This is a genomic window from Variovorax sp. OV329 (genome assembly GCF_900114785.1).
In the GTDB taxonomy this organism is placed as follows: domain Bacteria; phylum Pseudomonadota; class Gammaproteobacteria; order Burkholderiales; family Burkholderiaceae_C; genus Variovorax.
Window position 1 is genome coordinate 116,179 of sequence record NZ_FOUG01000010.1, and the last position, 20,795, is coordinate 136,973.

23 protein-coding genes are annotated in these 20,795 nt (G+C 68.5%); 3 read left to right on the plus strand and 20 right to left on the minus strand.

All coding sequences use genetic code 11. The annotated features are described in order from the left end of the window. The first annotated feature begins 76 nt into the window (after positions 1-76). Positions 77-904, plus strand: coding sequence for a thioesterase family protein (locus BM345_RS17860; protein ID WP_093381637.1), 828 nt, complete (start codon positions 77-79; stop codon positions 902-904). A gap of 12 nt (positions 905-916) precedes the next feature. Here BM345_RS17860 and BM345_RS17865 read toward each other — a convergent pair whose 3' ends face one another. From BM345_RS17865 to BM345_RS17935, 15 genes are all read right to left on the minus strand, one after another. After that, positions 917-1,294 carry a VOC family protein gene (locus BM345_RS17865; protein ID WP_175545041.1) on the minus strand — a complete coding sequence of 126 codons (378 nt, stop codon included), beginning with the start codon at positions 1,292-1,294 and terminating at the stop codon, positions 917-919. Between the two features lie 100 nt (positions 1,295-1,394). Next, positions 1,395-1,703: an EthD family reductase gene (locus BM345_RS17870; RefSeq protein ID WP_093381640.1), complete on the minus strand. Its 309-nt coding sequence runs from the start codon at positions 1,701-1,703 to the stop codon at positions 1,395-1,397. Beyond that, positions 1,700-3,772, minus strand: coding sequence for a phenylacetic acid degradation bifunctional protein PaaZ (gene paaZ, locus BM345_RS17875; protein WP_093381641.1), 2,073 nt, complete (start codon positions 3,770-3,772; stop codon positions 1,700-1,702). The genes BM345_RS17870 and paaZ overlap by 4 nt, the downstream gene beginning before the upstream one ends. Positions 3,773-3,800: 28 nt before the next feature. Beyond that, entirely contained in the window at positions 3,801-4,538 is a 738-nt protein-coding gene (locus BM345_RS17880) for an ABC transporter ATP-binding protein (protein ID WP_093381643.1), read from the minus strand. Beyond that, positions 4,535-6,415, minus strand: a complete 1,881-nt coding sequence (locus BM345_RS17885) for a branched-chain amino acid ABC transporter ATP-binding protein/permease (RefSeq protein ID WP_093381644.1) — start codon at positions 6,413-6,415, stop codon at positions 4,535-4,537. Before BM345_RS17885 ends, BM345_RS17880 begins: the two co-directional genes overlap by 4 nt. An 8-nt stretch (positions 6,416-6,423) precedes the next feature. Continuing rightward, the gene (locus tag BM345_RS17890; protein WP_093381646.1) at positions 6,424-7,452 is read right to left on the minus strand and encodes a branched-chain amino acid ABC transporter permease; all 1,029 of its coding nucleotides are present in this window, start codon (positions 7,450-7,452) and stop codon (positions 6,424-6,426) included. Positions 7,453-7,520: 68 nt separating this feature from the next. Next, complete coding sequence (locus BM345_RS17895) at positions 7,521-8,672, minus strand: ABC transporter substrate-binding protein (RefSeq protein WP_093381647.1); 1,152 nt, start codon at positions 8,670-8,672, stop codon at positions 7,521-7,523. Between the two features lie 106 nt (positions 8,673-8,778). Next, the gene (gene paaE, locus BM345_RS17900; RefSeq protein ID WP_093381649.1) at positions 8,779-9,873 is read right to left on the minus strand and encodes a 1,2-phenylacetyl-CoA epoxidase subunit PaaE; all 1,095 of its coding nucleotides are present in this window, start codon (positions 9,871-9,873) and stop codon (positions 8,779-8,781) included. A gap of 12 nt (positions 9,874-9,885) precedes the next feature. Beyond that, positions 9,886-10,425 carry a 1,2-phenylacetyl-CoA epoxidase subunit PaaD gene (gene paaD, locus BM345_RS17905; protein WP_093381771.1) on the minus strand — a complete coding sequence of 180 codons (540 nt, stop codon included), beginning with the start codon at positions 10,423-10,425 and terminating at the stop codon, positions 9,886-9,888. After that, a complete protein-coding gene (gene paaC, locus BM345_RS17910; RefSeq protein ID WP_093381650.1) occupies positions 10,425-11,204 on the minus strand; it encodes a 1,2-phenylacetyl-CoA epoxidase subunit PaaC in 780 nt (259 codons plus the stop codon). Before paaC ends, paaD begins: the two co-directional genes overlap by 1 nt. Positions 11,205-11,223: 19 nt before the next feature. Next, positions 11,224-11,517 (minus strand): 1,2-phenylacetyl-CoA epoxidase subunit PaaB, encoded by a 294-nt coding sequence (paaB, locus tag BM345_RS17915; protein ID WP_093381652.1) that lies wholly within the window; start codon positions 11,515-11,517, stop codon positions 11,224-11,226. Next, positions 11,514-12,530 carry a 1,2-phenylacetyl-CoA epoxidase subunit PaaA gene (gene paaA, locus BM345_RS17920; protein ID WP_093381653.1) on the minus strand — a complete coding sequence of 339 codons (1,017 nt, stop codon included), beginning with the start codon at positions 12,528-12,530 and terminating at the stop codon, positions 11,514-11,516. The genes paaB and paaA overlap by 4 nt, the downstream gene beginning before the upstream one ends. A 26-nt stretch (positions 12,531-12,556) precedes the next feature. Next, complete coding sequence (gene paaK, locus BM345_RS17925) at positions 12,557-13,873, minus strand: phenylacetate--CoA ligase PaaK (RefSeq protein WP_093381655.1); 1,317 nt, start codon at positions 13,871-13,873, stop codon at positions 12,557-12,559. Positions 13,874-13,892: 19 nt separating this feature from the next. Then, on the minus strand, positions 13,893-14,339 hold the full coding sequence (gene paaI, locus BM345_RS17930; RefSeq protein WP_175545042.1) for a hydroxyphenylacetyl-CoA thioesterase PaaI: 447 nt from the start codon (positions 14,337-14,339) through the stop codon (positions 13,893-13,895). A gap of 16 nt (positions 14,340-14,355) precedes the next feature. Continuing rightward, entirely contained in the window at positions 14,356-15,141 is a 786-nt protein-coding gene (locus tag BM345_RS17935; RefSeq protein WP_093381656.1) for an enoyl-CoA hydratase-related protein, read from the minus strand. Positions 15,142-15,332: 191 nt separating this feature from the next. On the opposite strand from BM345_RS17935, the gene BM345_RS17940 reads away from it, so the two are divergent. Together BM345_RS17940 and BM345_RS17945 are read left to right on the plus strand one after the other, a co-directional pair. After that, positions 15,333-15,938, plus strand: a complete 606-nt coding sequence (locus tag BM345_RS17940; protein WP_093381658.1) for an acyltransferase — start codon at positions 15,333-15,335, stop codon at positions 15,936-15,938. Between the two features lie 53 nt (positions 15,939-15,991). Then, positions 15,992-16,606 carry a TetR/AcrR family transcriptional regulator gene (locus tag BM345_RS17945; RefSeq protein ID WP_093381659.1) on the plus strand — a complete coding sequence of 205 codons (615 nt, stop codon included), beginning with the start codon at positions 15,992-15,994 and terminating at the stop codon, positions 16,604-16,606. Between the two features lie 16 nt (positions 16,607-16,622). Here BM345_RS17945 and BM345_RS17950 read toward each other — a convergent pair whose 3' ends face one another. The 5 genes from BM345_RS17950 to BM345_RS17970 all read right to left on the minus strand — a co-directional run bounded on the left by BM345_RS17950 (position 16,623) and on the right by BM345_RS17970 (position 20,789). Continuing rightward, positions 16,623-17,045 (minus strand): hypothetical protein, encoded by a 423-nt coding sequence (locus BM345_RS17950; RefSeq protein WP_093381661.1) that lies wholly within the window; start codon positions 17,043-17,045, stop codon positions 16,623-16,625. Positions 17,046-17,076: 31 nt separating this feature from the next. Continuing rightward, entirely contained in the window at positions 17,077-18,117 is a 1,041-nt protein-coding gene (locus tag BM345_RS17955; protein WP_175545043.1) for a nucleoside hydrolase, read from the minus strand. Then, positions 18,114-18,758: a nucleoside/nucleotide kinase family protein gene (locus tag BM345_RS17960; RefSeq protein WP_093381664.1), complete on the minus strand. Its 645-nt coding sequence runs from the start codon at positions 18,756-18,758 to the stop codon at positions 18,114-18,116. The genes BM345_RS17955 and BM345_RS17960 overlap by 4 nt, the downstream gene beginning before the upstream one ends. Continuing rightward, positions 18,758-19,480 carry a glutathione S-transferase N-terminal domain-containing protein gene (locus tag BM345_RS17965; RefSeq protein WP_093381665.1) on the minus strand — a complete coding sequence of 241 codons (723 nt, stop codon included), beginning with the start codon at positions 19,478-19,480 and terminating at the stop codon, positions 18,758-18,760. Before BM345_RS17965 ends, BM345_RS17960 begins: the two co-directional genes overlap by 1 nt. A 64-nt stretch (positions 19,481-19,544) precedes the next feature. Continuing rightward, a complete protein-coding gene (locus BM345_RS17970; RefSeq protein ID WP_093381775.1) occupies positions 19,545-20,789 on the minus strand; it encodes an ROK family transcriptional regulator in 1,245 nt (414 codons plus the stop codon). Positions 20,790-20,795 lie beyond the last annotated feature (6 nt).

A 20,795-nucleotide genomic window follows, 5' to 3' on the forward strand; every position in this document is an offset into this window, starting at 1 on the left:
TGCAACTGCACGCATGGCCGCATTGTGGCCGGTGGCCCCAGGAGCGCGCCGCCGCGGCGCCAACAGGACAGAGCGCATGACCGATCGCATATCCCCCGAACAAGCCCCGCTGCCCGGATCCGTGTTCACGCGCCAGGGCGAGGACAGCTGGCATCCCACCGTGCTGTCCCGCGGCCCCTGGGACCCGCGCGCCCAGCACGGCGGCGCGCCCTGCGGCCTGTTCGTGCACGTGGCCGAGCAGGCCGTGGGCGAGCCCGGCTGGCAGCTGGGGCGCATGACGGTCGAGCTGGTGCGCCCCGTGCCGGTGAGCCCGCTGCGCACGCAGGTGCACAAGCAGGCTTCGCGTGCCACCACCCGCATCTCTATCGAGCTCTTCGACGGCAGCACCCTGGTGGCCCGCGCGCAGGTGCTCATGCTGCGCCACCAGTCGCTGCAGTTGCCCGAAGGCATGCCGGGCTGGACGCCGGCGCAGCTGCGCCCGCTGCCGGCCGACTGCGCCGAACGCCTGCGCATTCCAGGACTGCCCGAGGGCGCGTCCTTCTACAGCAGCGCCGTCGAGACGCGCAATGCCCAGGGCGACCCCTCGCAGCCCGGCGGCGGCGCGGCCTGGTTCCGGTTGGCGGTTCCCTTCGTCGACGCGCTCCCCGCCTCGCCCGCGATGCGCACGGCGGCAGCGGCCGACTTCGGCAATGGCCTGAGCTGGGTGCTGCCTGCTGAACGTTACGTATTCGCCAATGCCGACCTCAGCCTGCACCTGCATCGCCAGCCGGTGGGCGAATGGATCGGCCTGCAATCGCAGACGCAGGCCGATGCGGGCGGCGCGGGCGTCACCCAGTCGCTGCTCTTCGACCAGCAGGGAAGCATCGGCATCGCTGTCCAGACCCTGGTGCTGCGCGAGCGCTGACGCGCGCGCCGGCTACATCGTCTGGATGATCGCCATGATGTTGCCCTCGGTGTCCTTGAACCAGGCGGCCCTGGCACCGCCGGCGGTGTAGATGGGCAGGTCGGGCGCGCGGCCGGGCATGTCGTATTCCTCGAAAGCGACGCCCTTGTCTTTCAGCGCCGACACCTCGCGCTCGATGTCGGCCACTTCCCAGAAAGCCTGGCTGGCGGCCGAGGTGCCGGCGTTGGGGGTGGGGTAGAGGAAGCAGGCGGTACCGCCGGCGCACACGTAGGTCACGCCGCCGCCGATCTCGCGCGAGGGCCTGAACCCCAGCTTCTCTTCGTAGAAGCTGCGCGCGCGGTTCACGTCCCTGGCAGGGATGTAGGAGTACATCAGAGCGTCTTGCAACATGGCATCTCCAGCTCGTTCCAGTGAACCGGACATTCTCCCCGCGGCCACGCCGCGGCGTGCAGACCGCTCGGCGACGAGGGTCTTGCGCGCCCTGCCCTGCTCAGCGCACCTTGGCGACCTGCGTCAGCGGCTTGATGCTGGTGTAGTTGGGCACGTCGCTGCGGATTGCCTTGGCGTTCGGGCCGAAGGCCTCGTAGAAGGCGGTCGTCGACTCGAAATACATGTGCACCGCCGCCACGAAGGGCGCGCGGCTGTCGGGCGCCGCGCCGCTCAGGCCCTCGTCCACCTCCGCCTTCAGCAGCGCCGCACCCAGCAGCTGCTGGCACAGCGGGATGTGCTTGTCGAGGTAGTAGTCCATGTCGAAGGTGCTGCCTTCGTCGTTGGGATAGATCACCGAGACCTTGATCATTGCGATGCTCCTGCGTTGTCGGTCGAGCCGCGCTTGGCCACCAGCGTGAGGATGTCGTAGCTGGCCACCAGTTCGCCGTGCTGGTTGGTCACTTCCACGTCCCAGGCGACCACGCCCTGGCCCACGCCGTTGGCGTCCTTGCGGTTGCGGTCGATCTTGCGCTTGCAGGTCAGGCGCGCACGGATCGTGTCGCCGATGCCCACCGGCTTGACGAAGCGCAGCGTGTCCAGCCCGTAGTTGGCCAGCACCGGGCCCGGCGCCGGCGACACGAACAGGCCCGCCGCCGCCGACAGCACGAAGTAGCCGTGCGCGATGCGCTTGCCGAAGGGCGACTCGGCGGCCGCGATCTCGTCGAAGTGCATGTAGAAGTAGTCGCCCGAGATGCCGCCGAAGGCGACGATGTCAGCCTCGCCGACGGTGCGGCGATGCGTGAGCAGCGAGTCGCCGATCTGCAGGTCTTCGAAGTGCTTGCGGAAGGGATGCAGCTCGCTCTCGTTGAGCTTGGCACCGCGCATGTACTCGCCGGTGATGGCCGCGATCATGCTGGGCGAGCCCTGCACCGCCGTGCGCTGCAGGTAGTGCTTGACTGCGCGCACGCCGCCCAGTTCCTCGCCGCCGCCGGCGCGGCCCGGGCCGCCGTGCTTGAGCTGCGGCAAGGGCGAGCCGTGGCCGGTGGATTCGCCCGCGGCCTCGCGGTCCAGCACCAGGATGCGGCCGTGCAGCGCCGCCACCTGCGGCACCACCTTGGCGGCGGTGGCGGCGTCGCGCGTGACCAGCGTGCCCACCAGGCTGCCGCGGCCCCGCGCCGCCAGCGCCACGGCCTCCTCGATGCCGTCGTAGGGCATCAGCGTGCTCACCGGGCCGAAGGCTTCCACGTCATGCACCGCGTCATGCGTGAGCGGGTCGCGCGAGAGCAGCAGTGTGGGCGCGAAGAAGGCGCCCTCGCCCACGCCCTCACCCACCGGTGCGAAGCCGTCGCGCTCGCCGTAGACCAGCTCTGCCACCTTCATCAGCTCGGCCACCCGCTCGGCCACGTCGCTGCGCTGCGCATGCGAGGCCAGCGCGCCCATGCGCACTTCCTCGCGCGAGGGGTCGCCGATCACGGTCTTGGCCAGGCGGGCGCGCAGGCGTTCGGCCACGGCATCCAGATGTTGGCGCGGCACGATGGCGCGGCGGATGGCGGTGCACTTCTGGCCGGCCTTCACGGTCATCTCGCGCGCCACTTCCTTCACGAAGAGATCGAACTCCTCGTCGTCCGGCGTGACGTCGGGCGCGAGGATGGCGCAGTTGAGCGAGTCGGCCTCGGCATTGAAGCCGACCGAGTTGCGCACGATGTTGGGGTTCACGCGCAGCTTCGCCGCGGTGTCGGCCGAGCCGGTGAAGGTGACGATGTCGCGCCCGTCCAGGCGGTCCAGCAGGTCGCCGGTGCTGCCGACAACCAGTTGCAGGCTGCCCTCGGGCAGGATGCCCGACTCGTTCATCAGGCGCACCAGCGCCTCGGTGAGGTAGCTGGTGGCAGTGGCCGGCTTGCCGATGCAGGGCATGCCCGCGAGGAAGCAGGGCGCGAACTTCTCCAGGAGGCCCCACACCGGGAAGTTGAAGGCATTGATGTGCACCGCCAGGCCCTGGCGCGGCACCAGGATGTGCGTGCCGGCAAAGCCGCCCTTCTTGCCCAGCGGGATGGCCGGGCCTTCGTGCACCACGTTGCCCGAGGGCAGTTCGTTGCTGCCCATGCCCGCATAGGCGACCAGGGTGCCGGCACCGCCCTCGATGTCGACCCAGCTGTCGGCTCGCGTGGCGCCGGTGTGGGCCGAGATGGCGTAGAGCTTTTCCTTGTTCTGCGCCAGGTACTTGGCCATGGCCTTCAGGCGCTCGGCGCGCTGCTGGAAGTCCAGCGCCAGCAGGGCCGGCAGGCCCTTGTCGCGCGCATGGGCCACGGCCTCGCCGAAGTCGATGGCTTCCGCATGCGTGCGGGCCACCACCTGGCCGTTGATGGCGCTGCGCAGTTCCTGCGCGGCCTCCTGGCCGATCCAGCGGCCTCCGATGTAACTCTGGAGCGTCGTCGTCATAGCAATCCCTGGAAGAAGTAGTGATGGATCAGGCGGCCTTCTGGCTGCCGATCCCGAGGTAGGTGTCGATGATCCGGCGGTCGTGCAACAGATCGCGTGCGGCGCCGGTCAGGGCCACCTGCCCCATCTCCAGCACGTAGCCGCGGTCGGCCACCTGCAGCGCGGCGCGGGCGTTCTGCTCCACCAGCAGCACCGACACGCCGTGCTTGCGCAGCGAGGAAACCACCTGCAGCACCTCGCGCACGATCAGCGGCGCCAGGCCCAGCGAGGGCTCGTCGAGCATGAGCAGGCGCGGCCGTGCCATGAGCGCACGGCCGATGGCCAGCATCTGGCGCTCGCCGCCCGAAAGCGTGGAGGCCAGCTGCGCATGGCGCTCGCGCAGGCGCGGGAAGATCTGGAAGACTTCCTCCATGCGCTCGCGCTGGTCGCGCTTGCCCTTGCGCCAGCGGTAGAAGCCGCCCAGCAGCAGGTTGTCTTCCACCGACATCTCGCCGAACAGCTCGCGCCGCTCGGGCACCAGCGAGACGCCGCGCGCCACCATGGCCTCGACGCTGGGGCGCGCCACGCGCTCGCCGTCGAGCAGCAACTGTCCGCCTGATGGCAGCAAGCCCATCGCCGCGCACAGCAGCGTGGTCTTGCCGGCGCCGTTGGGGCCGATGACGGTGACGATCTCGCCTTCGCGCACCTGCAGCGCAACGCCGTGCAGGGCCTCCACCGCACGATAGGAAACGCAGAAGTCCTTCAGTTCAAGAAGAGGAGCCGTCATGCCGCGACCTCCAGCGGCTCATCGACGCCGCCCAGGTAGGCGTCCAGCACCTTCGGATTGGCCTGCACCTCGGCGGGCTTGCCCTCGGCGATCACGGTGCCGAATTCGAGCACGGTGATGCGGTCGGCCAGGTTCATGACGAATTCCATGTCGTGTTCCACCACCAGGATGCCCAGGCCCTCGGCCCGCAGTTGCGACAGCAGCTCGGCCAGCGCGCGCTTCTCCAGGTGGCGCAGGCCCGCGGCCGGTTCGTCCAGCAGCAGCACCGCCGGCTGGCTGGCCAGGGCGCGCGCGATCTCGACGATGCGCTGCTGGCCCAGGGCCAGCGATGCGGACGGCGAATCGGCATGCGCACCCAGGCCGCAGCGCTCGATCTGCTTGCGGGCCTCGGCCTGCAGCGCGGCTTCTTCCGCGCGGTCCAGGCGCAGCATCGAGGCGATCCACCCGCGCTTGGCACGCAGGTGCGCGCCCAGCGCCACGTTGTCGACCACGCTGCGCGTGCCCAGCAGGCGCACGTGCTGGAAAGTGCGGCCCAGGCCCAGCGCGGCGAAGTCGCGCGCGGGCCTGGTCTGCATGGGCTGGTCCATCAGGCGCACTTCGCCTTCGGTGGGATCGTCCACGCCCGAGATCATGTTGAAGAAGGTGCTCTTGCCTGCCCCGTTGGGGCCGATGAGCGCATGGATCTCGCCGGCCTTCACCGTCATGCTCACCACGTTGTTGGCCACCAGGCCGCCGAAGCGCTTGGTCACGTCCTTGGCCTGCAGCAGCACGGTGCCCTTGGCCGGCAGCTGGCGATGCGCCAGTTCGGCCACGCGGCTGGGCGCCTTGGCCTTCTCGGGCCGCAGCAGGCGCTGGCCGATGCGCTCCAGCGCCGGCCAGATGCCGTCGGCGAAGCGCTGCAGCACCAGCAGCATCAGGAGGCCGAAGACGATCACCTCGAAGTTGCCGCTGGTGCCCAGCAGGCTGGGCAGCACGTCCTGCAGCTTTTCCTTGAGCAGCGTGATGAGCGCCGCGCCCAGCACCGCGCCCCACAGGTGGCCGGCGCCACCCACCACCGCCATGAAGAGGTACTCGATGCCGATGTTGAGGTTGAAGGGCGTGGGGTTCACGAAGCGCTGCATGTGCGCATAGAGCCAGCCCGACAGCGCCGCCATCAGCGCGGCCAGCACGAAGAGCTTGGTGCGGTGGCGCGCGGTGTCCACGCCCATCGACTCGGCCATCAGCCGGCCGCTCTTGAGCGCACGGATGGCACGGCCTTCGCGCGAATCGAGCAGGTTGTGCAGCAGCCACATGCTGGCCAGCAGCGCCGTCCAGATCAGGATGCCCAGCGCGCGCGGCGAGGCCAGCGACACGCCGCCGATGACCAGCGCCGGCACGCCGGTGATGCCGGTCTGCCCGCCCAGGAAGTCCATGTTGCCGAACAGGTAGTAAAGGCCCAGGCCCCAGGCGATGGTGCACAGCGGCAGGTAGTGGCCCGACAGCTTCACCGTGATGGCGCCCAGCGCCCAGGCGAAGGCGAAGGTCACCGCCAGGCCCAGCGCCAGCCCGATCCACGGCACGATGGCGCTGCCCGCGAGCGGACCGAGCCAGCCGGCCGCCGTCGGCGAGGTGCCCACCCAGGCGGTGGCATAGGCGCCCATGCCGACGAAGGCGGCCTGGCCGAAGGAGGTCATGCCGCCCACGCCGGTGAGCATGGCCAGGCCCACCGCCACCAGGGCGTACAGGCCGATGTAGCTGATGACCACCACGGTGAACTCGGGCAGGAAGCCCCAGGAGACCGCCAGCGCCAGCACCGCCGCCAGCGTGAGGCCGCGGCGCGTGAGGAATCCCCGCGATGCGGGTGCGGTGTCGATGGCGGCGGATGCTTTGTTGTCCATGGTCGCGCTCACTCCTCGTCCTCCACATGGCGGCTATTCAGGGATCGCCACCAGAGGACCGGAATGATCAACGTGAAGACGAGCACTTCCTTGTAGGCACTGGCCCAGAAGGACGAGAAGGATTCGAGCTGGCCCACGAGCAGCGCACCGCCCAAGGCGAGCGGGTAGCTCGCCAGCCCGCCGACGATGGCGGCGACGAAGCCCTTGAGGCCGATCAGGAAGCCGGTGTCGTAGTAGATGGTGGTGAGGGGCGCGATGAGCAGGCCCGACACCGCGCCGATGAGCGCCGCGAGCGCGAAGCTCACGTCACCCGAGAGTTCGGTGGGCACGCCCATCAGGCGGGCGCCGACCCGGTTCATGGCGGTGGCGCGAAGCGCCTTGCCCACCATTGAACGGCCGAAGAACTGGAACATGGCGATCACCAGCACCAGCGTGACCACAATCACCACGACCGACTGGCCGGTGATCTGCAGCCCGCCGATGTCGAAGCGCGCTTCGGAGAAGGCCGGCGTGCGCGAGCCCTCGGCACCGAAGAACAGAAGGCCCAGGCCCACCAGCACGCCATGCAGCGCCACCGACACGATCAGGAGCGACAGCACCGTGGCCTGCGCCATCGGCCGGTACGCCAATCGATAGAGCAAGGGACCCAGGGGCGTGATGAGCACCAGCGTGCTGACCGCCTGCGCCGCCAGGCCCGTGGGCTTCCACAGCAGCACCAGCGCGCAGGCCGCCAGCGGCATGGCCACGCACCACAGCAAGGCGGAGTTCCAGTCCACCGGCGCGCCGCGCTTGTAGCGCCAGGCCTCGACCACGAGCACCGCGGCGGCCAGCGCCAGCAGCAGCCACAGCGTGGCGGGCGTCTTGCCGGCCTGCATCATCGCCATCGAGAGCGCGCCGAAGGCCACGAATTCGCCCTGCGGGATGAAGATGACGCGGGTGACCGAGAACACCAGCACCAGGGCCAGCGCCATCAGCGCATACACGGCGCCATTCACGAGGCCGTCCTGCGCGAGCAGCAGGGCGATCTGTCCGTCCATGAAGCTTCCAGTCGAAAAGTTGAAATGCCCGGCTCACGCCCGAATCGACGGGCGCGAGCCGCGATGGCTCAGGGCTGGTATTTCCAGGTGCCGTTCTCGATCTTGACCATCACGCGGCCGCGCTGGTCCAGGCCCAGGTGGTCGGTCGGCGACATGGTGAAGATGCCGTGGGCGCCGGGCAGCTCGTGGATCTTCTCCAGCGCATCGCGCAGCGCTGCGCGGAACTCGGGCGTGCCCGGCTGCGCGGTCTTCAGCGCGACGGGCACGGCGGCGGCCATCAGCAGGCCCGCATCCCAGGCGTGGGCGCCGAAGGTGGAGACGCTGTTCTTGCCATGCGCCGCTTCATACGCCGCGATGTAGGCCTGGGCGCTCTTGCGCACCGGGTTGGAGGTGGGCAGCTGCTCGGCCACCAGCACCGGGCCGGCGGGCAGGAAGGTGCCTTCCACGTCCTTGCCGCCCACGCGCAGGAAGTCGGCATTGGCCACGCCGTGGGTCTGGTACATCTTGCCGGCGTAGCCGCGCTCCTTGAGCGTCTTCTGGGGCAGCGCGGCCGGGGTGCCCGAGCCGGCCACCAGGATCGCGTCGGGCTTGGCCGACATCAGCTTGAGCACCTGGCCGGTGACCGAGGTGTCGGTGCGGCCGAAGCGCTCGTTGGCGATGATCTTCAGGCCCTTGAGCTCGGCGGCCTTGGTGAATTCCTGGAACCAGCCTTCGCCATAGGCGTCGGAGAAGCCGATGAAGCCGACCGTCTTCACGCCCGTCTTGCCCATGTGCTCGGCAATGGCCAGCGACATCATGATGTCGTTCTGCGGCGTCTTGAAGATCCACTTGCGCTTGTCGTCCATGGGTTCGACGATGCGCGCCGAGGCGGCCATCGAGATCATCGGCACCTTGGCTTCGGACGCCACGTCGATCATGGCCAGCGATGCTGGCGTGACGGTGGAGCCCAGCACCACGTCGACCTTGCTGTCGGCAATCAGCTTGCGGGTATTGGAGACGGCCGCCGTGGTGTCCGACGCATCATCGAGCACCACGTAGTTGATCTTCTGGCCCGCGATGGTCTTGGGCATCAGCGCGATGGTGTTCTTCTCGGGAATGCCCAGCGAGGCGGCCGGGCCGGTGGCCGAGAGCGTGACACCGACGTTGATGTCCGCCTGTGCCGCGACGGCGAGCGACAGCAGGCTGGCCAGCGCCAGGATCTTCTTCTTGAACGACTTCATTCTCTTGTCTCCAGGTTGAAAGGAAATTCGGGTTGTTAGTGGACTGTCTTCGGAGCGGCGCCGTCATCGGGATGTTCCCCACGCACGCTCCATCGCGGGAAAACGCCTAGCGCTCGTCGAAAGAAAGCACCACGCGCTCGGTGAGCGGGTGGGCCTGGCAGGTCAGCACGAAGCCGGCTGCCACTTCCTTCTTGTCGAGCGCGAAGTTGCGCTCCATGCGCACCTCGCCCTCCACCACCTTGGCGCGGCAGGTGCCGCAGACACCGGAGGTGCAGGAGTACGGCACCTCCATGCCGGCGGCCGATGCCGCATCCAGGATGCTGGGCTGCTGCTTGGTGAAGGAGATCTCGCGCGACAGGCCGTCGCGGATGATGACAATGCGCGCCGTCTCCGCATCGCCGGGCTTGGCCTCGTGCACCACGGCGCCGACGGCCTCGCCAGCGCCGGCCGCCGGCAGGGCAACGCCGAAGCGCTCGATGTGGATGCGCTCTTCCGGCACGCCGGCCGCCAGCAGCGCCGCCTCGGCCTCGTCATTCATCTGGAAGGGGCCGCAGACGTAGACATGGTCGATCTCGCCTGCCGGCACCACGCTTTTCAGGAACTCGCCGATCTTCTCGCGGTTCATCACGCCGTGGTTGAGGGGCGCGTCGGTGTGCTCGTCGGAGAACACGTGCTGCAGCACCAAGCGCGTCATGTAGCGGTTCTTCAGGTCCTCGATCTCTTCCTTGAACATCGTGGACTGCAGCAGCCGGTTGCCGTAGATCAGGGTGAAGCGGCTGTTCGGCTCGCGCGCCAGCACCGTCTTCATGATCGACAGGATGGGCGTGATGCCGCTGCCGCCGGCGATGCCGACGTGATGGCGTTTCGCCTGGGGGTCCAGCGGCACGAAGAAGCGGCCCTGCGGCGCCATCACGCTGACGGTGTCGCCAGGCTTCAGGTGCTCGTTGATCCAGTTGGAGAACACGCCGCCGCGTACCTTGCGCACGCCCACGCGCAGCTCGCCGTCGTCGACGCCGGCGCAGATGGAGTAGGAACGGCGCAGGTCCTGGCCGTCGATGTCGGTGCGCAGGGTGAGGTACTGGCCCTGGGTGAAGCCGAAGACTTCGCGCAGGTCGGCGGGCACGTCGAAGGAGACGACGACCGCTTCCTGCGTATCGGGCTCGATCGCGCGGACGCGAAGGGGATGGAACATGACGCTCATGGCAGCCGTCGCTCAGATGGGTTTGAAGTGTTCGAAAGGTTCGCGGCAGGCGAGGCAGCGATACAGCGCCTTGCAGGCGGTGGCGCCGAAGGCCGACAGGCGCTCGGTCTCGCCGCTGCCGCAACGTGGGCAGCTCGGCGTGTTGGCATCGATGCGGCGGCCGAAGAAGCGGATGGGCACGGCGCCGTCGGCGCGCGCCACGGCGCCGGGCGGCGCGATGCCGTAGTCGGACAGCCTGCGGCGGCCCTCGGCGCTGATCCAGTCGGTGGTCCACGCGGGCGCGCGGCGCAGCGTGGCGCGGGCGGGGCCCAGTCCGGCGGATTCGATGGCCTGCAGCACGTCGTGCTCGATGACCTCGGTGGCCGGGCAGCCGGAATAGGTCGGCGTGAGCACGACTTCCAGGCCGTCTTCATGCTCGATCACCTCGCGCACGATGCCCAGGTCGCACACCGACAGGGCCGGCACCTCGGGGTCGAGCACCTTGTCCAGGACCGCCCATGCGGACCGGATGCGTTCGCTGTGCGGTGCGGGTGCCACGGCTGCCAATCCCATCACCACACCCCGCCGGGGAAGGCGCGCTGCAGATACTGCATGTCGGCCAGGATGAAGCCCATGTGCTCGCTGTGGCGGCCGCGCTTGCCGTCGCTCTGGAACTTGCTCTCGGCCGGCACTGCCAGGCCGGCTTCCGAGAGGATCTGCTGCATCTCGGCCAGCCAGGGTGCCTTCAGTTGGGACCAGCGCGGACCCCATCCGGCATCGGCCGCGGCCTCGTCGGCGGCGTCGGTGTCGAAGAGCTCGGCCGCGTAGCGCCACAGGTGGTCCAGCGCGGCTTCCATGCGCTGGCGCGATTCGTCGGTGCCGTCGCCCAGGCGCACCACCCAGTCGCCCGAGTGCTGCTGGTGGTAGCGCGCTTCCTTCAGCGCCTTGGCGGCGATGGCGCGCAGCTCGGCGTCGCTGCTCTCGACGGCCAGGCGTTCCCACAGGAGCTTGAGCCAGGTGGCGGCCATGGTGTTGCGCAGCACCGCATTGGCGAAGTCGCCGCGCGGCAGCTCGGCCAGCGTCACGTTGAAGTAGTCGCGCTCGTTGCGCAGGAAAGCGAGCTGGTCCTCGTCATGCGAGCGGCCTTCGACTTCGCCGGCGCGCGTGAGCACGGCGCGCGCCTGGCCGATCAGGTCCAGCGCGATGTTGGACATGGCGATGTCCTCTTCCAGCACGGGTGCGTGACCGCACCATTCGCTGATGCGCTGCGCGAGGATGAGGCAGCTGTCGCCGACGCGCAGCAGGTACTGCGTGGCGGGCGTGAGTTCGAGTTCGATCGATGCGGTGGTCATGCTCTTGCGCTCCCGCTTCTCACATGTGATCGACCGCCTTGGGCAGCTGATAGAAGGTGGGGTGGCGGTACACCTTGTCTTCGGCCGGGTCGAAGTACATGTCCTTGTCGCCCGGATCGCTGGCCACGATCTGCTCGGAACGCACCACCCACACGCTGCAGCCTTCCTGGCGGCGGGTGTAGACGTCACGTGCCATCTGGATGGCCATCTGCGCGTCGGCCGCATGCAGGCTGCCGCAATGCTTGTGGTCCAACCCTGCCTTGCTGCGGACGAACACTTCCCACAACGGCCATTCCTTGTCGATCTCGCTCATGCTGCCTCCTTGATGTCTTGCTGCTGTTGCTTGCGGGCGTGGGCCAGCGCGGCCTCGCGCACCCAGGCGCCGTCGTCCCAGGCCTTGACGCGGGCGCCCAGGCGCTCGCGGTTGCAGGGGCCGTCGCCGGCGATGACGCGCCAGAACTCCGACCAGTCGATGGGACCGTGGTCATGGGCCTGGCGCTCCTCGTTCCACTTGAGGTCCGGATCGGGCAGCGTCACGCCCAGGATCCTGGCCTGCTCCACCGTCGCGTCGATGAATTTCTGGCGCAACTCGTCGTTGCTCACGCGCTTGATGCCCCAGCGCATGGACTGCGCGCTGTTGGGCGACTGGTCGTCCGGCGGGCCGAACATCATGATCGAGGGCCACCACCAGCGGTTGACGGCGTCCTGCACCATGTCCTTCTGCGCCTGCGTGCCGTTCTGCATCATGGTCAGCAGGGCCTCGTAGCCCTGGCGCTGGTGGAAGCTCTCCTCGCGGCAGATGCGGATCATGGCGCGTGCATAGGGCGCGTAGGAGCAGCGGCAGATCGGCACCTGGTTCATGATGGCCGCGCCGTCCACCAGCCAGCCGATGGTGCCCATGTCGGCCCAGCTCAGCGTGGGGTAGTTGAAGATGGAGCTGTACTTGGCCTTGCCGGTGTGCAGCGCATCGACCATCTGGTCACGCGAGGTGCCCAGCGTCTCGGCTGCGGCATACAGGTACAGGCCGTGGCCGCCCTCGTCCTGCACCTTGGCCAGCAGGATGGCCTTGCGCTTGAGCGTGGGCGCGCGGCTGATCCAGTTGCCCTCGGGCAGCATGCCGACGATTTCCGAGTGCGCGTGCTGGCTAATCTGGCGCAAGAGGGTCTTGCGGTAGTGGTCGGGCATCCAGTCCTTGGCCTCGATGAAGTCGCCGGCGTCGATGCGCTCGTCGAAGCGCTCCTGCAGGCGCATCTCGTCGGCCGAGCGGACCGGCTTGGTGCCGTCGCCGGCTTCCTTGCCCATGGTGTCCATGGCTTGGGTGTACATGGCGTGTCCTTTCAGAATGTGGAGGTTCAGCGGGGGCGCTTGTCGTAGACGCGCCTGGCCTTGCCGGTCTGCGTGCGCTCGATGGTGTCGGGGTCGAACACGCGCACGGCGGTGGAGATGCCCACCAGCGTCTTGATGCGGTGCTGCACCCACTGGGCAATCTCGCTGCGCTCGCCATCGGCGATGCCGCGCATGGCGGGCTGCAGCTCGCAGTGCACCTCGACCGTGTCGAGCAGGCCTTCGCGGCTCACGTGCAGTTGGTACAGGCCGGTGAGCTTCTGGTGCGCCAGCACGATCTCTTCCACCTGCGTGGGGAAGACGTTGACGCCGCGAATGATCATCATGTCGTCGCTGCGGCCGACGATCTTGCCCATGCGGCGGAAGGAGCGCGAGGTGGGCGGCATCAGGCGCGTGAGGTCGCGCGTGCGGTAGCGGATCACCGGCATGGCTTCCTTGGTGAGCGAGGTGAAGACCAGTTCGCCCTCTTCTCCGTCGGCCACCGGTTCGCCGGTCTCGGGGTTGATGATCTCGGGGTAGAAGTGGTCTTCCCAGATCACCGGGCCGTCCTTGCTCTCGATGCATTCGCTGGCCACGCCCGGGCCCATCACCTCCGACAGACCGTAGATGTCGACCGCGTCGATGCCGGCCTTCTTCTCGATGTCGTGGCGCATCGCTTCCGTCCAAGGCTCGGCGCCGAAGATGCCGACCTTCAGCGAGCTGGCGGCAGCGTCCAGGCCCTGGCGCTGGAATTCCTCGATCAGTACCTGCATGTAGCTGGGCGTGACCATGATGATGTCGGGCTTGAAGTCGGTGATGAGCTGCACCTGCTTCTCGGTCTGCCCGCCCGACATGGGGATGACGGTGCAGCCGGCGCGCTCCGCGCCGTAGTGCGCGCCCAGGCCGCCGGTGAACAGGCCGTAGCCGTAGGCCACGTGCACCATGTCGCCGGGCCGCCCGCCGGCGGCGCGGATGGAGCGCGCCACCAGGTCGGCCCAGGTGTCGATGTCGTTCTTCGTGTAGCCCACCACGGTCGGCTTGCCGGTGGTGCCGCTGGAGGCATGGATGCGCGCCACCTGCTCGCGCGGCACGGCGAAGAGGCCGAAGGGATAGTTGTCGCGCAGGTCCGTCTTCACGGTGAAGGGGAACCTGGCGAGGTCCGACAGGTGCTTCAGGTCTTCGGGGTGCACGCCCTTGGCATCGAAGGCCTTGCGGTAGTGGGGCACGTTCTCGTAGGCGCGCTGCAGCGTGGCTTTCAGGCGCTGCAGTTGCAGGGCGGCGATCTCGTCGCGGCTGGCCTTCTCGATGGGGGCCAGGTCGCCGGGGGCGGGGGTCTTCACGGTCATGTCTTTGTCTCCGTCGTCTTCAGGCGGCCAGGTTGCCGGCGGCCGGCTTGCCCTTCATGGTGTGCGAGCGGCCGCGGAACACCGCGACGCGTTCGCCGCGCTGGTTGCTCACTTCGCAGTCGTACAGCCCCGTGCGGCCGGACTTCGACACCTCGAAGGCCCGCGCGGTGAGCAGGTCGTCCTTGCGGCCAGGCGCGAGGAAGTCGACGGCGATGGAGGCCGCCACCGTCAGCTCGCCATGCGAGTTGCAGGCAAAGGCGAAGGCCGAGTCGGCCAGCGTGGTGATGAGGCCGCCGTGGCAGGTGTCGTGGCCGTTGAGCATGTCTTCGCGCACGCGCATGGTCAGCGTGGCGGTGCCCGGGGCGATGTCGGTCACCTCCATGCCCATGGCACGGGTGGCGCGGTCGTTGAGAAGCATGCCGTCGCGCACGCGGTCGGCGATCTGTTGGGGCGTGAGTGCGCTCATGGAAATGGAGGATGGATCAGCGGTCGGTGAACTTCGGGGCGCGCTTGTTGCGGAAGGCGTCCACGCCTTCGAGGTAGTCGTGCGCGCCGCCCAGTTCGGTCTGCAGTTGCGCTTCCATCTGCAGCGCGGCGCGCAGGTCCAGGTGCTGCGCATCGGCCAGCGCCTTGCGGGTGACGGCGAGCGCCTTGGTGGGCATGGCGGCCAGGCGCGTGGCCAGGGCATTGGCGGCATCTTGCAGCTGCGCGTCGTCCACGCACTGCCAGATCATTCCCATGGCGGCGGCCTGCTCGGCGGGGATCTTGTCGCCCGTCATCGCGATGGCCAGCGCTCGCGCATGGCCCACCAGGCGCGGCAGCAGCCAGGTGCCGCCGGTGTCGGGCACCAGGCCGATCTTGGAGAAGGCCTGGATGAAGCTGGCCGAGCGCGCGGCCAGCACCACGTCGCAACACAGCGCCAGGTTGGCGCCGGCGCCGGCGGCCACGCCGTTCACGGCGGCGATCACCGGCACGGGCATGGAGCGGATGCGCTCCACCAGCGGCAGGTAGTACGCCTCGATGAGTGCGCCCAGGTCCTTGCCCGGCGCGGCCTGCGGGTCGCCCAGGTCCTGGCCGGCGCAGAAGCCCCGTCCGGCGCCGGTGATGACCACGCAGCGCAGCTCGGTGCTGCCGGCGGTGTTGTCCAGCGCGGCCAGCAGTTCGGCATGCATGGCGGTGGTGAAGCTGTTCATCGCCGCCGGGCGATTCAGGGTGATGGTGCGGGTGGCGCCCGCATCGGCCACCAGGACCAATGGCTCCGTCGTCATCGTGGGGTTTCCTTCAGGAGAGGGTTCTGCCGGGACCATGAGGTAGATCAAACACTATTGACCGACCGTTCGGTAGATTTTAAGATGAGGCGCATCAAAGCTTCAAGTCCTGAGGCTCAGGGCAAACCCTAGGCGGCCAGCCGAGCTGCCCGATTTGCCGGTCCATGAACGCGAGACAAGGAGACATTCCAATGCCCTGCTATTCCATCGAAGGGGTGATCCCGGTGATCGACCCCAGCGCCTACGTGCACCCCAGTGCCGTGCTGATCGGCGACGTCATCGTGGGCCCCGACTGCTACGTCGGCCCCTGCGCCTGCCTGCGCGGCGACTTCGGGCGCATCGTGCTGCACCGGGGGGCGAATGTCCAAGACACCTGCGTCATCCATGGCTTTCCGGAGCAGGACACGGTGGTGGAAGAGAACGGCCACATCGGCCACGGCGCCGTGCTGCACAGCTGCGTGGTGCGGCGCGATGCGCTGGTGGGCATGAACGCGGTGGTGATGGACGAGGCCGAGATCGGCGCCGCCACCATCGTGGCCGCCTGTGCCTTCGTGCCCGCGGGCATGAAGGTGCCTCCGAAAAGCCTGGTCGCCGGCATGCCCGCCAAGGTCAAGCGCGAGCTCAGCGACGAGGAGGTGGCCTGGAAGCTGGAAGGCACCCTCACCTACCAGGACCTGACCCGGCGCAGCCTGGCTTCGCTGGTGGAAGTGGCGCCGCTGCAGGCCATCGAAGCGGATCGCCCCAAGGTCAAGAGCGTGGAAGTCAAGTCGCTGATCGAGACCAAGCGCGGCGGCTAGCATCAAGCCTTCAGCGCCAGAAGAAGAACGCACAACACCGAGGAAGAACCGGCATGCCACGCGGACGATCAGCCAGCTACGAAGACCAGCGCGAGATGATCCTCGCGCAAGCGGCGCAGCTCTTTGCCAAACGCGGCTACTCCGCCACCTCGATGAACCAGGTGGCCGAGGCCTGCGGCCTGTCGAAGGCGACGCTCTACCACTACTACAAGGACAAGTACGCCCTTCTGCTGAGCATCGCCGACGACCACGTGTCGCGCCTGGCCGGGCTCATCGATGACGAGCAGGCGCTGCAGCTCAAGGGCGAGGCGAGGCTGCGCCACCTGATCCGCCGCATCGTCGAGGAATATGCCGACGCGCAGGACGCCCACCGCGTGCTGACGGAGGACGTGAAGTTCCTCAGCGACGAGGACCGCCAGCGCGTGCTCGACAAGGAGCGCCTGGTGGTGGCCGGCTTTGCACGCGCGTTGGCGGAGACGGGCCAGGGCGATGCGTCAGCCCAGATGGCCAAGCCGCTGACCATGCTGCTCTTCGGCATGATCAACTGGATGTTCACCTGGATGAAGCCCGAAGGCGCGCTGGACTACGACGCCATGGGGCCGATCGTGGCGGATCTGTTCCTGGGGGGTGTGGGGCAGGTCAGCTTGCCGGCCAGGCGGGTCGACTAAGGCAAGGGCACTGGATTCAGCACTCTGGCTTGTCGCTCATCCCGTAGGTGCACGCATAAGGGTCGTGCCATCGGTTGTGCTTGTAGAAAATGTTGAAGACCCCACCCTTCATCGGCGTCAGCACTGCGACGCCGCTCGAGTAGAGGATCCATTTCCCCTCATTGCCGTCGCTGAATCTCACTGAGCCCTCCGCATAGCAGGAGCTGTAGCGCTCGTGCACGACGAAGCGGGTCTCGACGGGAGAAGCACGATTGAAGAATCGGGTGACCTGGGCCTTGTTAGGCCTGAACTTGGCGCAGGCGCGCGCGGCGGCCGCATCGTGACTGTTGTCCATGCCGACGGCGTCGATTTCAATGCTCTTCACCGTCCTGGCGTGGCTGTGCCCCGCTGAAAGCAGCACGAGCAGAAGAACGATTGTCCTGGTTCGACTGATCACCATTGCGGGCTGCTCGCCAAAAGCAAAAAGCCGCCTAGCCGGCGCGCGTCATCAGGTCGACGGTCATGCGCTCGATGCGCTGCACGTCGACCTCCATCACCACATCGACCAGCCGCTCACCCAGGCCCGGGCCGCCGCCCGGCGCCCAGCTCAGCGTGCCGCCGTAGTTGGCGGTGAAGGAGGTGTCGATGTCCACCAGCATCTCTTCCCTTCGCGTGACCACGGAAGGATCGAGCCAGGCGCAGGCGGCCACCTCGTCCCACATGGGCAACTGGATGCCGAAGCGGCCGAAGTAGCCGGCCCAGGGCTGCCCGCATCCGGCCACCTGCTGCTGCAATTGCGGCGTCCAGAGGGTGCGCGTCGTGGCATCCACCGGCAGCTGGACGATGCGGCGCCAGTCTTCCTTCAGCACCAGCGAAGCGGCCTCCGGGTCCCAGCGCATGTTGAACTCGTGGCGCGGGGTGTAGCGGTACTCGAGAGCGAATCGATGGTCCGCCAGCACGGGACGGAAGCTTCCGCCCATGAACATCAGCTCCCCGGCCAGCGAGGCGAACTGCGGGTCGAGCCGGCAGGCCAATGCCAGGTTGGTGAGTGGGCCGGCAGCCCAGATCGAGACTTCACCCGGGTGCGCGCGCACCGTGCGCACCATGAATTCAGCCGCGCTTTCGTCCTGCGCCTTGGCCACGGTCGGCATGCCTTCGGCCAACTCGGGCACGAGGTGCGGCTGGTCGTGGTGCTCGCCGGCGCGGTGGCTGCCATCGTGCAGATGCTCCGTCCACGCGCCCTTCCAGTACAGACGGCCGTGAAGGCTCTCCCAGCGCTTCATGCGCTGCGCGCTGTTGAGCAGGGGATGCGTGGCGCCGCCATACACCGGCACGTCCGTGCGGCCGCAGATCTCCAGCATGCGCAGCAGGTGCAAGACGCTCTCGTCGCACCAGCCGTCGCCGCTGACCACGCAGATGCCCAGCACGTCCACCTCCGGCGCCTGCAGCAGCATCCAGACCGACTGCAGGTTGGTGGAGGCCGGGCCGTGGGTGTCCTGGTCGATGATGAGCTTGCGCCGCTGCGCGCTCATGCGAGACCCTCGTCCCAACTGAACACGTGGTGCGCACGGGCTCGGGTCGATGCCACCAGCCGGGCGTTGGGTTCGTCGGTCTGCGCCACCCATTGGCGGGCATCCTCTGCGCTGCGGCCAAAGACCTCGTGGCGACTGGTGAGGCGCTCGTTGCGCAAGTGGTCGTCGACCTCGACATACCAGGCCTCGTCCAGCAGCGAGCGCACGCCGGCCCAGGCGCCCTGGTCGACCAACAGGTAGTTGCCCTCGGTGATGACCAGCCGGTGCTGCGGCTCGATGGCGATGGCACCGGCAATCGCTTCCTCGATCTCGCGGCGGAACTCGGGGGCGTAGACCACACGGGTCGCCGGTTCGCGAAGCCTGCGCAGCAGCGCCAGGTAGCCCGCCGAATCGAAGGTGTCGGGCGCGCCCTTGCGTCCCGCGCGGCCCAGGCGCTTGAGTTCGCTGTTGGCCAGGTGGTAGCCGTCCATCGGCAGCACCACCGAGATGTCCGCAAAGGCCGATTGCAGCGCCGAGGCCAGCGTGGACTTGCCGGCGCCCGGCGGCCCCACAAGGCCCAGCACGACGCGCGCGGTCCCGCGGTCCAGCAGCGCCTGCACGTGGGAACGGCAGGCTTGCGGCAGCACCGGGTTCGACGGCATCAGGCCTTCGGACGCGCCGGAATGTTCAGCCCGCGCGCGACGGCCGGACGCGCCACGAAGGCATCGAGCGTGCGCTTCACGTTGGCGAAGTCGTCGAAGCCCACCAGCTCGCCGGCCTCGTAGAAGCCCACCAGGTTGCGCACCCACGGGAAGGTCGCGATGTCGGCGATGCTGTAGTCGTCGCCCATCAGCCAGGCGCGGCCCTGCAGGCGCTGGTCCAGCACCGACAGCAGGCGGCGCGACTCGGCCACGTAGCGGTCGCGCGGGCGCTTGTCCTCGTAGTCCTTGCCGGCGAACTTGTTGAAGAAGCCCAGCTGGCCGAACATGGGGCCGATGCCGCCCATCTGGAACATGAGCCACTGCAGGGTCTCGTAGCGTGCGGCGGCGTCCTTGGGCATCAATTGGCCGGTCTTGTCGGCCAGGTAGACCAGGATGGCGCCCGACTCGAACAGCGCCAGCGGCTTTCCGCCGGGACCGTTGGGGTCGATGATGGCCGGGATCTTGTTGTTGGGGTTGAGCGAGAGGAACTCGGGCGAGGTCTGGTCGTTCTTGCCGAAGTCCACCAGGTGCACCTCGTAGGGCAGGCCCGTCTCCTCCAGCATGATCGACACCTTCACGCCGTTAGGCGTGGGCAGCGAATAAAGCTGCAGCCGGTCCGCGTGGGCGGCGGGCCACTTGTGGGTGATGGGAAAGCTCTGGAGGTCGAGGGATGGGGTGGTCATCCGCACATTCTGGCGCAGCCTGCCGCGCCAGCGCGCCCGAGGGTCGGGATGCCCCGCGCCGCGCTCAGGCGTCGTCCTTGAGGAAGAGGTCGCGGTCCGGCGCGAAGCTGCCGTACAGCGGCAGCAGCGCACCGCCCACCGCGCGCGCATCGGCGCCGATGGCACCGGCCATGAGGCTGGGGCGGGTTAGGCCCTCCCAGTCGTAGCGGTCCAGCGCCGCATCGACCTGCGCCAGCGTGGCGGCCAGCAGCTCGCGGCTGAAGGAGCCGTCGATGATCACGCTCTCCAGGTCCAGGAGCGCGGCCGCGTTGTGCGCCGCCAGCGCGATGCCGGGTGCGGTCTTCGCCAGCCAGGCCTGCGTGACCGCCACCCAGGGCGCCTGCATGGCGCGCGCATCGGCCACCGCGCCGGCATCCAGGCCGGCGTCGGCATACATCATCTCCAGGGTGAAGAGCGAGGCCACGCTCAGCAGCTGCCGGGGCGGCTCGCCATGCGCCACGCCCAGCCCCAACGACATGGAGCCGATGGCGCCCGCGTTGCCGGTGCCGCCACTGCGCAGGTGGCTGTCCAGCACCAGGCCGCCGCCGATGAAGGTGTCGACGAACACGTAGAGAAAACTGCGCACGTCGCGCCCGCGGCCGGCCACCAGCTCGGCCACGCAGGCGGCCGCCGTGTCCTTGCACAGGGCCACGGGCAGCGGCGTCATGTCCTGCACCTCGGCCTCGATGTCGATCTCGTTCCAGCGCGCCGCCTGGTCCGCAGGCACACCCAGCAGCTGCTGCCAGCCGCCCAGCGACAGTGGCGCCGCGATGCCCACGCCGCGCAGCAGCGGCGCACGCTTGGGGCCCAGCGACTTGCGCAGCAGCTTGAGCCGCGCGCGGATCTCGTCGAAGAGCGTGTCGGGATCGGGAAAGTCGTAGTCCAGCGTGAGGCGCTCGCGCACCTGCGCCGCGAAATCCAGCAGCAGGACGTCCAGGCTGCGGCGGCCGATCTTGATGCCGATGGAGAAGGCGCCGTCGGGGTTCAGCGCCATCGGCACCGAGGGCTGGCCGACGCGCCCGCGCAGCGGTGCGTGCTTGAGCACCAGGCCCTCGGCCTCCAGCCGCGCGATGATGATCTGCACCGTCTGCGCGGTGAGGTTGGTCAGGCGTGCGATCTCGGCCTTGGGCAGCGGGCCATGCAGGCGGATGGCCTGCAGCACCACCCGCTCGTTGAACTGGCGCATGCCCACCTGGTTGGAGCCGCGCGGACGAAGGCGCTGCCCGCCCTCCTCCACAACGGCGCCGGACGCTGCTGCTGCGTCGCGCATGTCCGA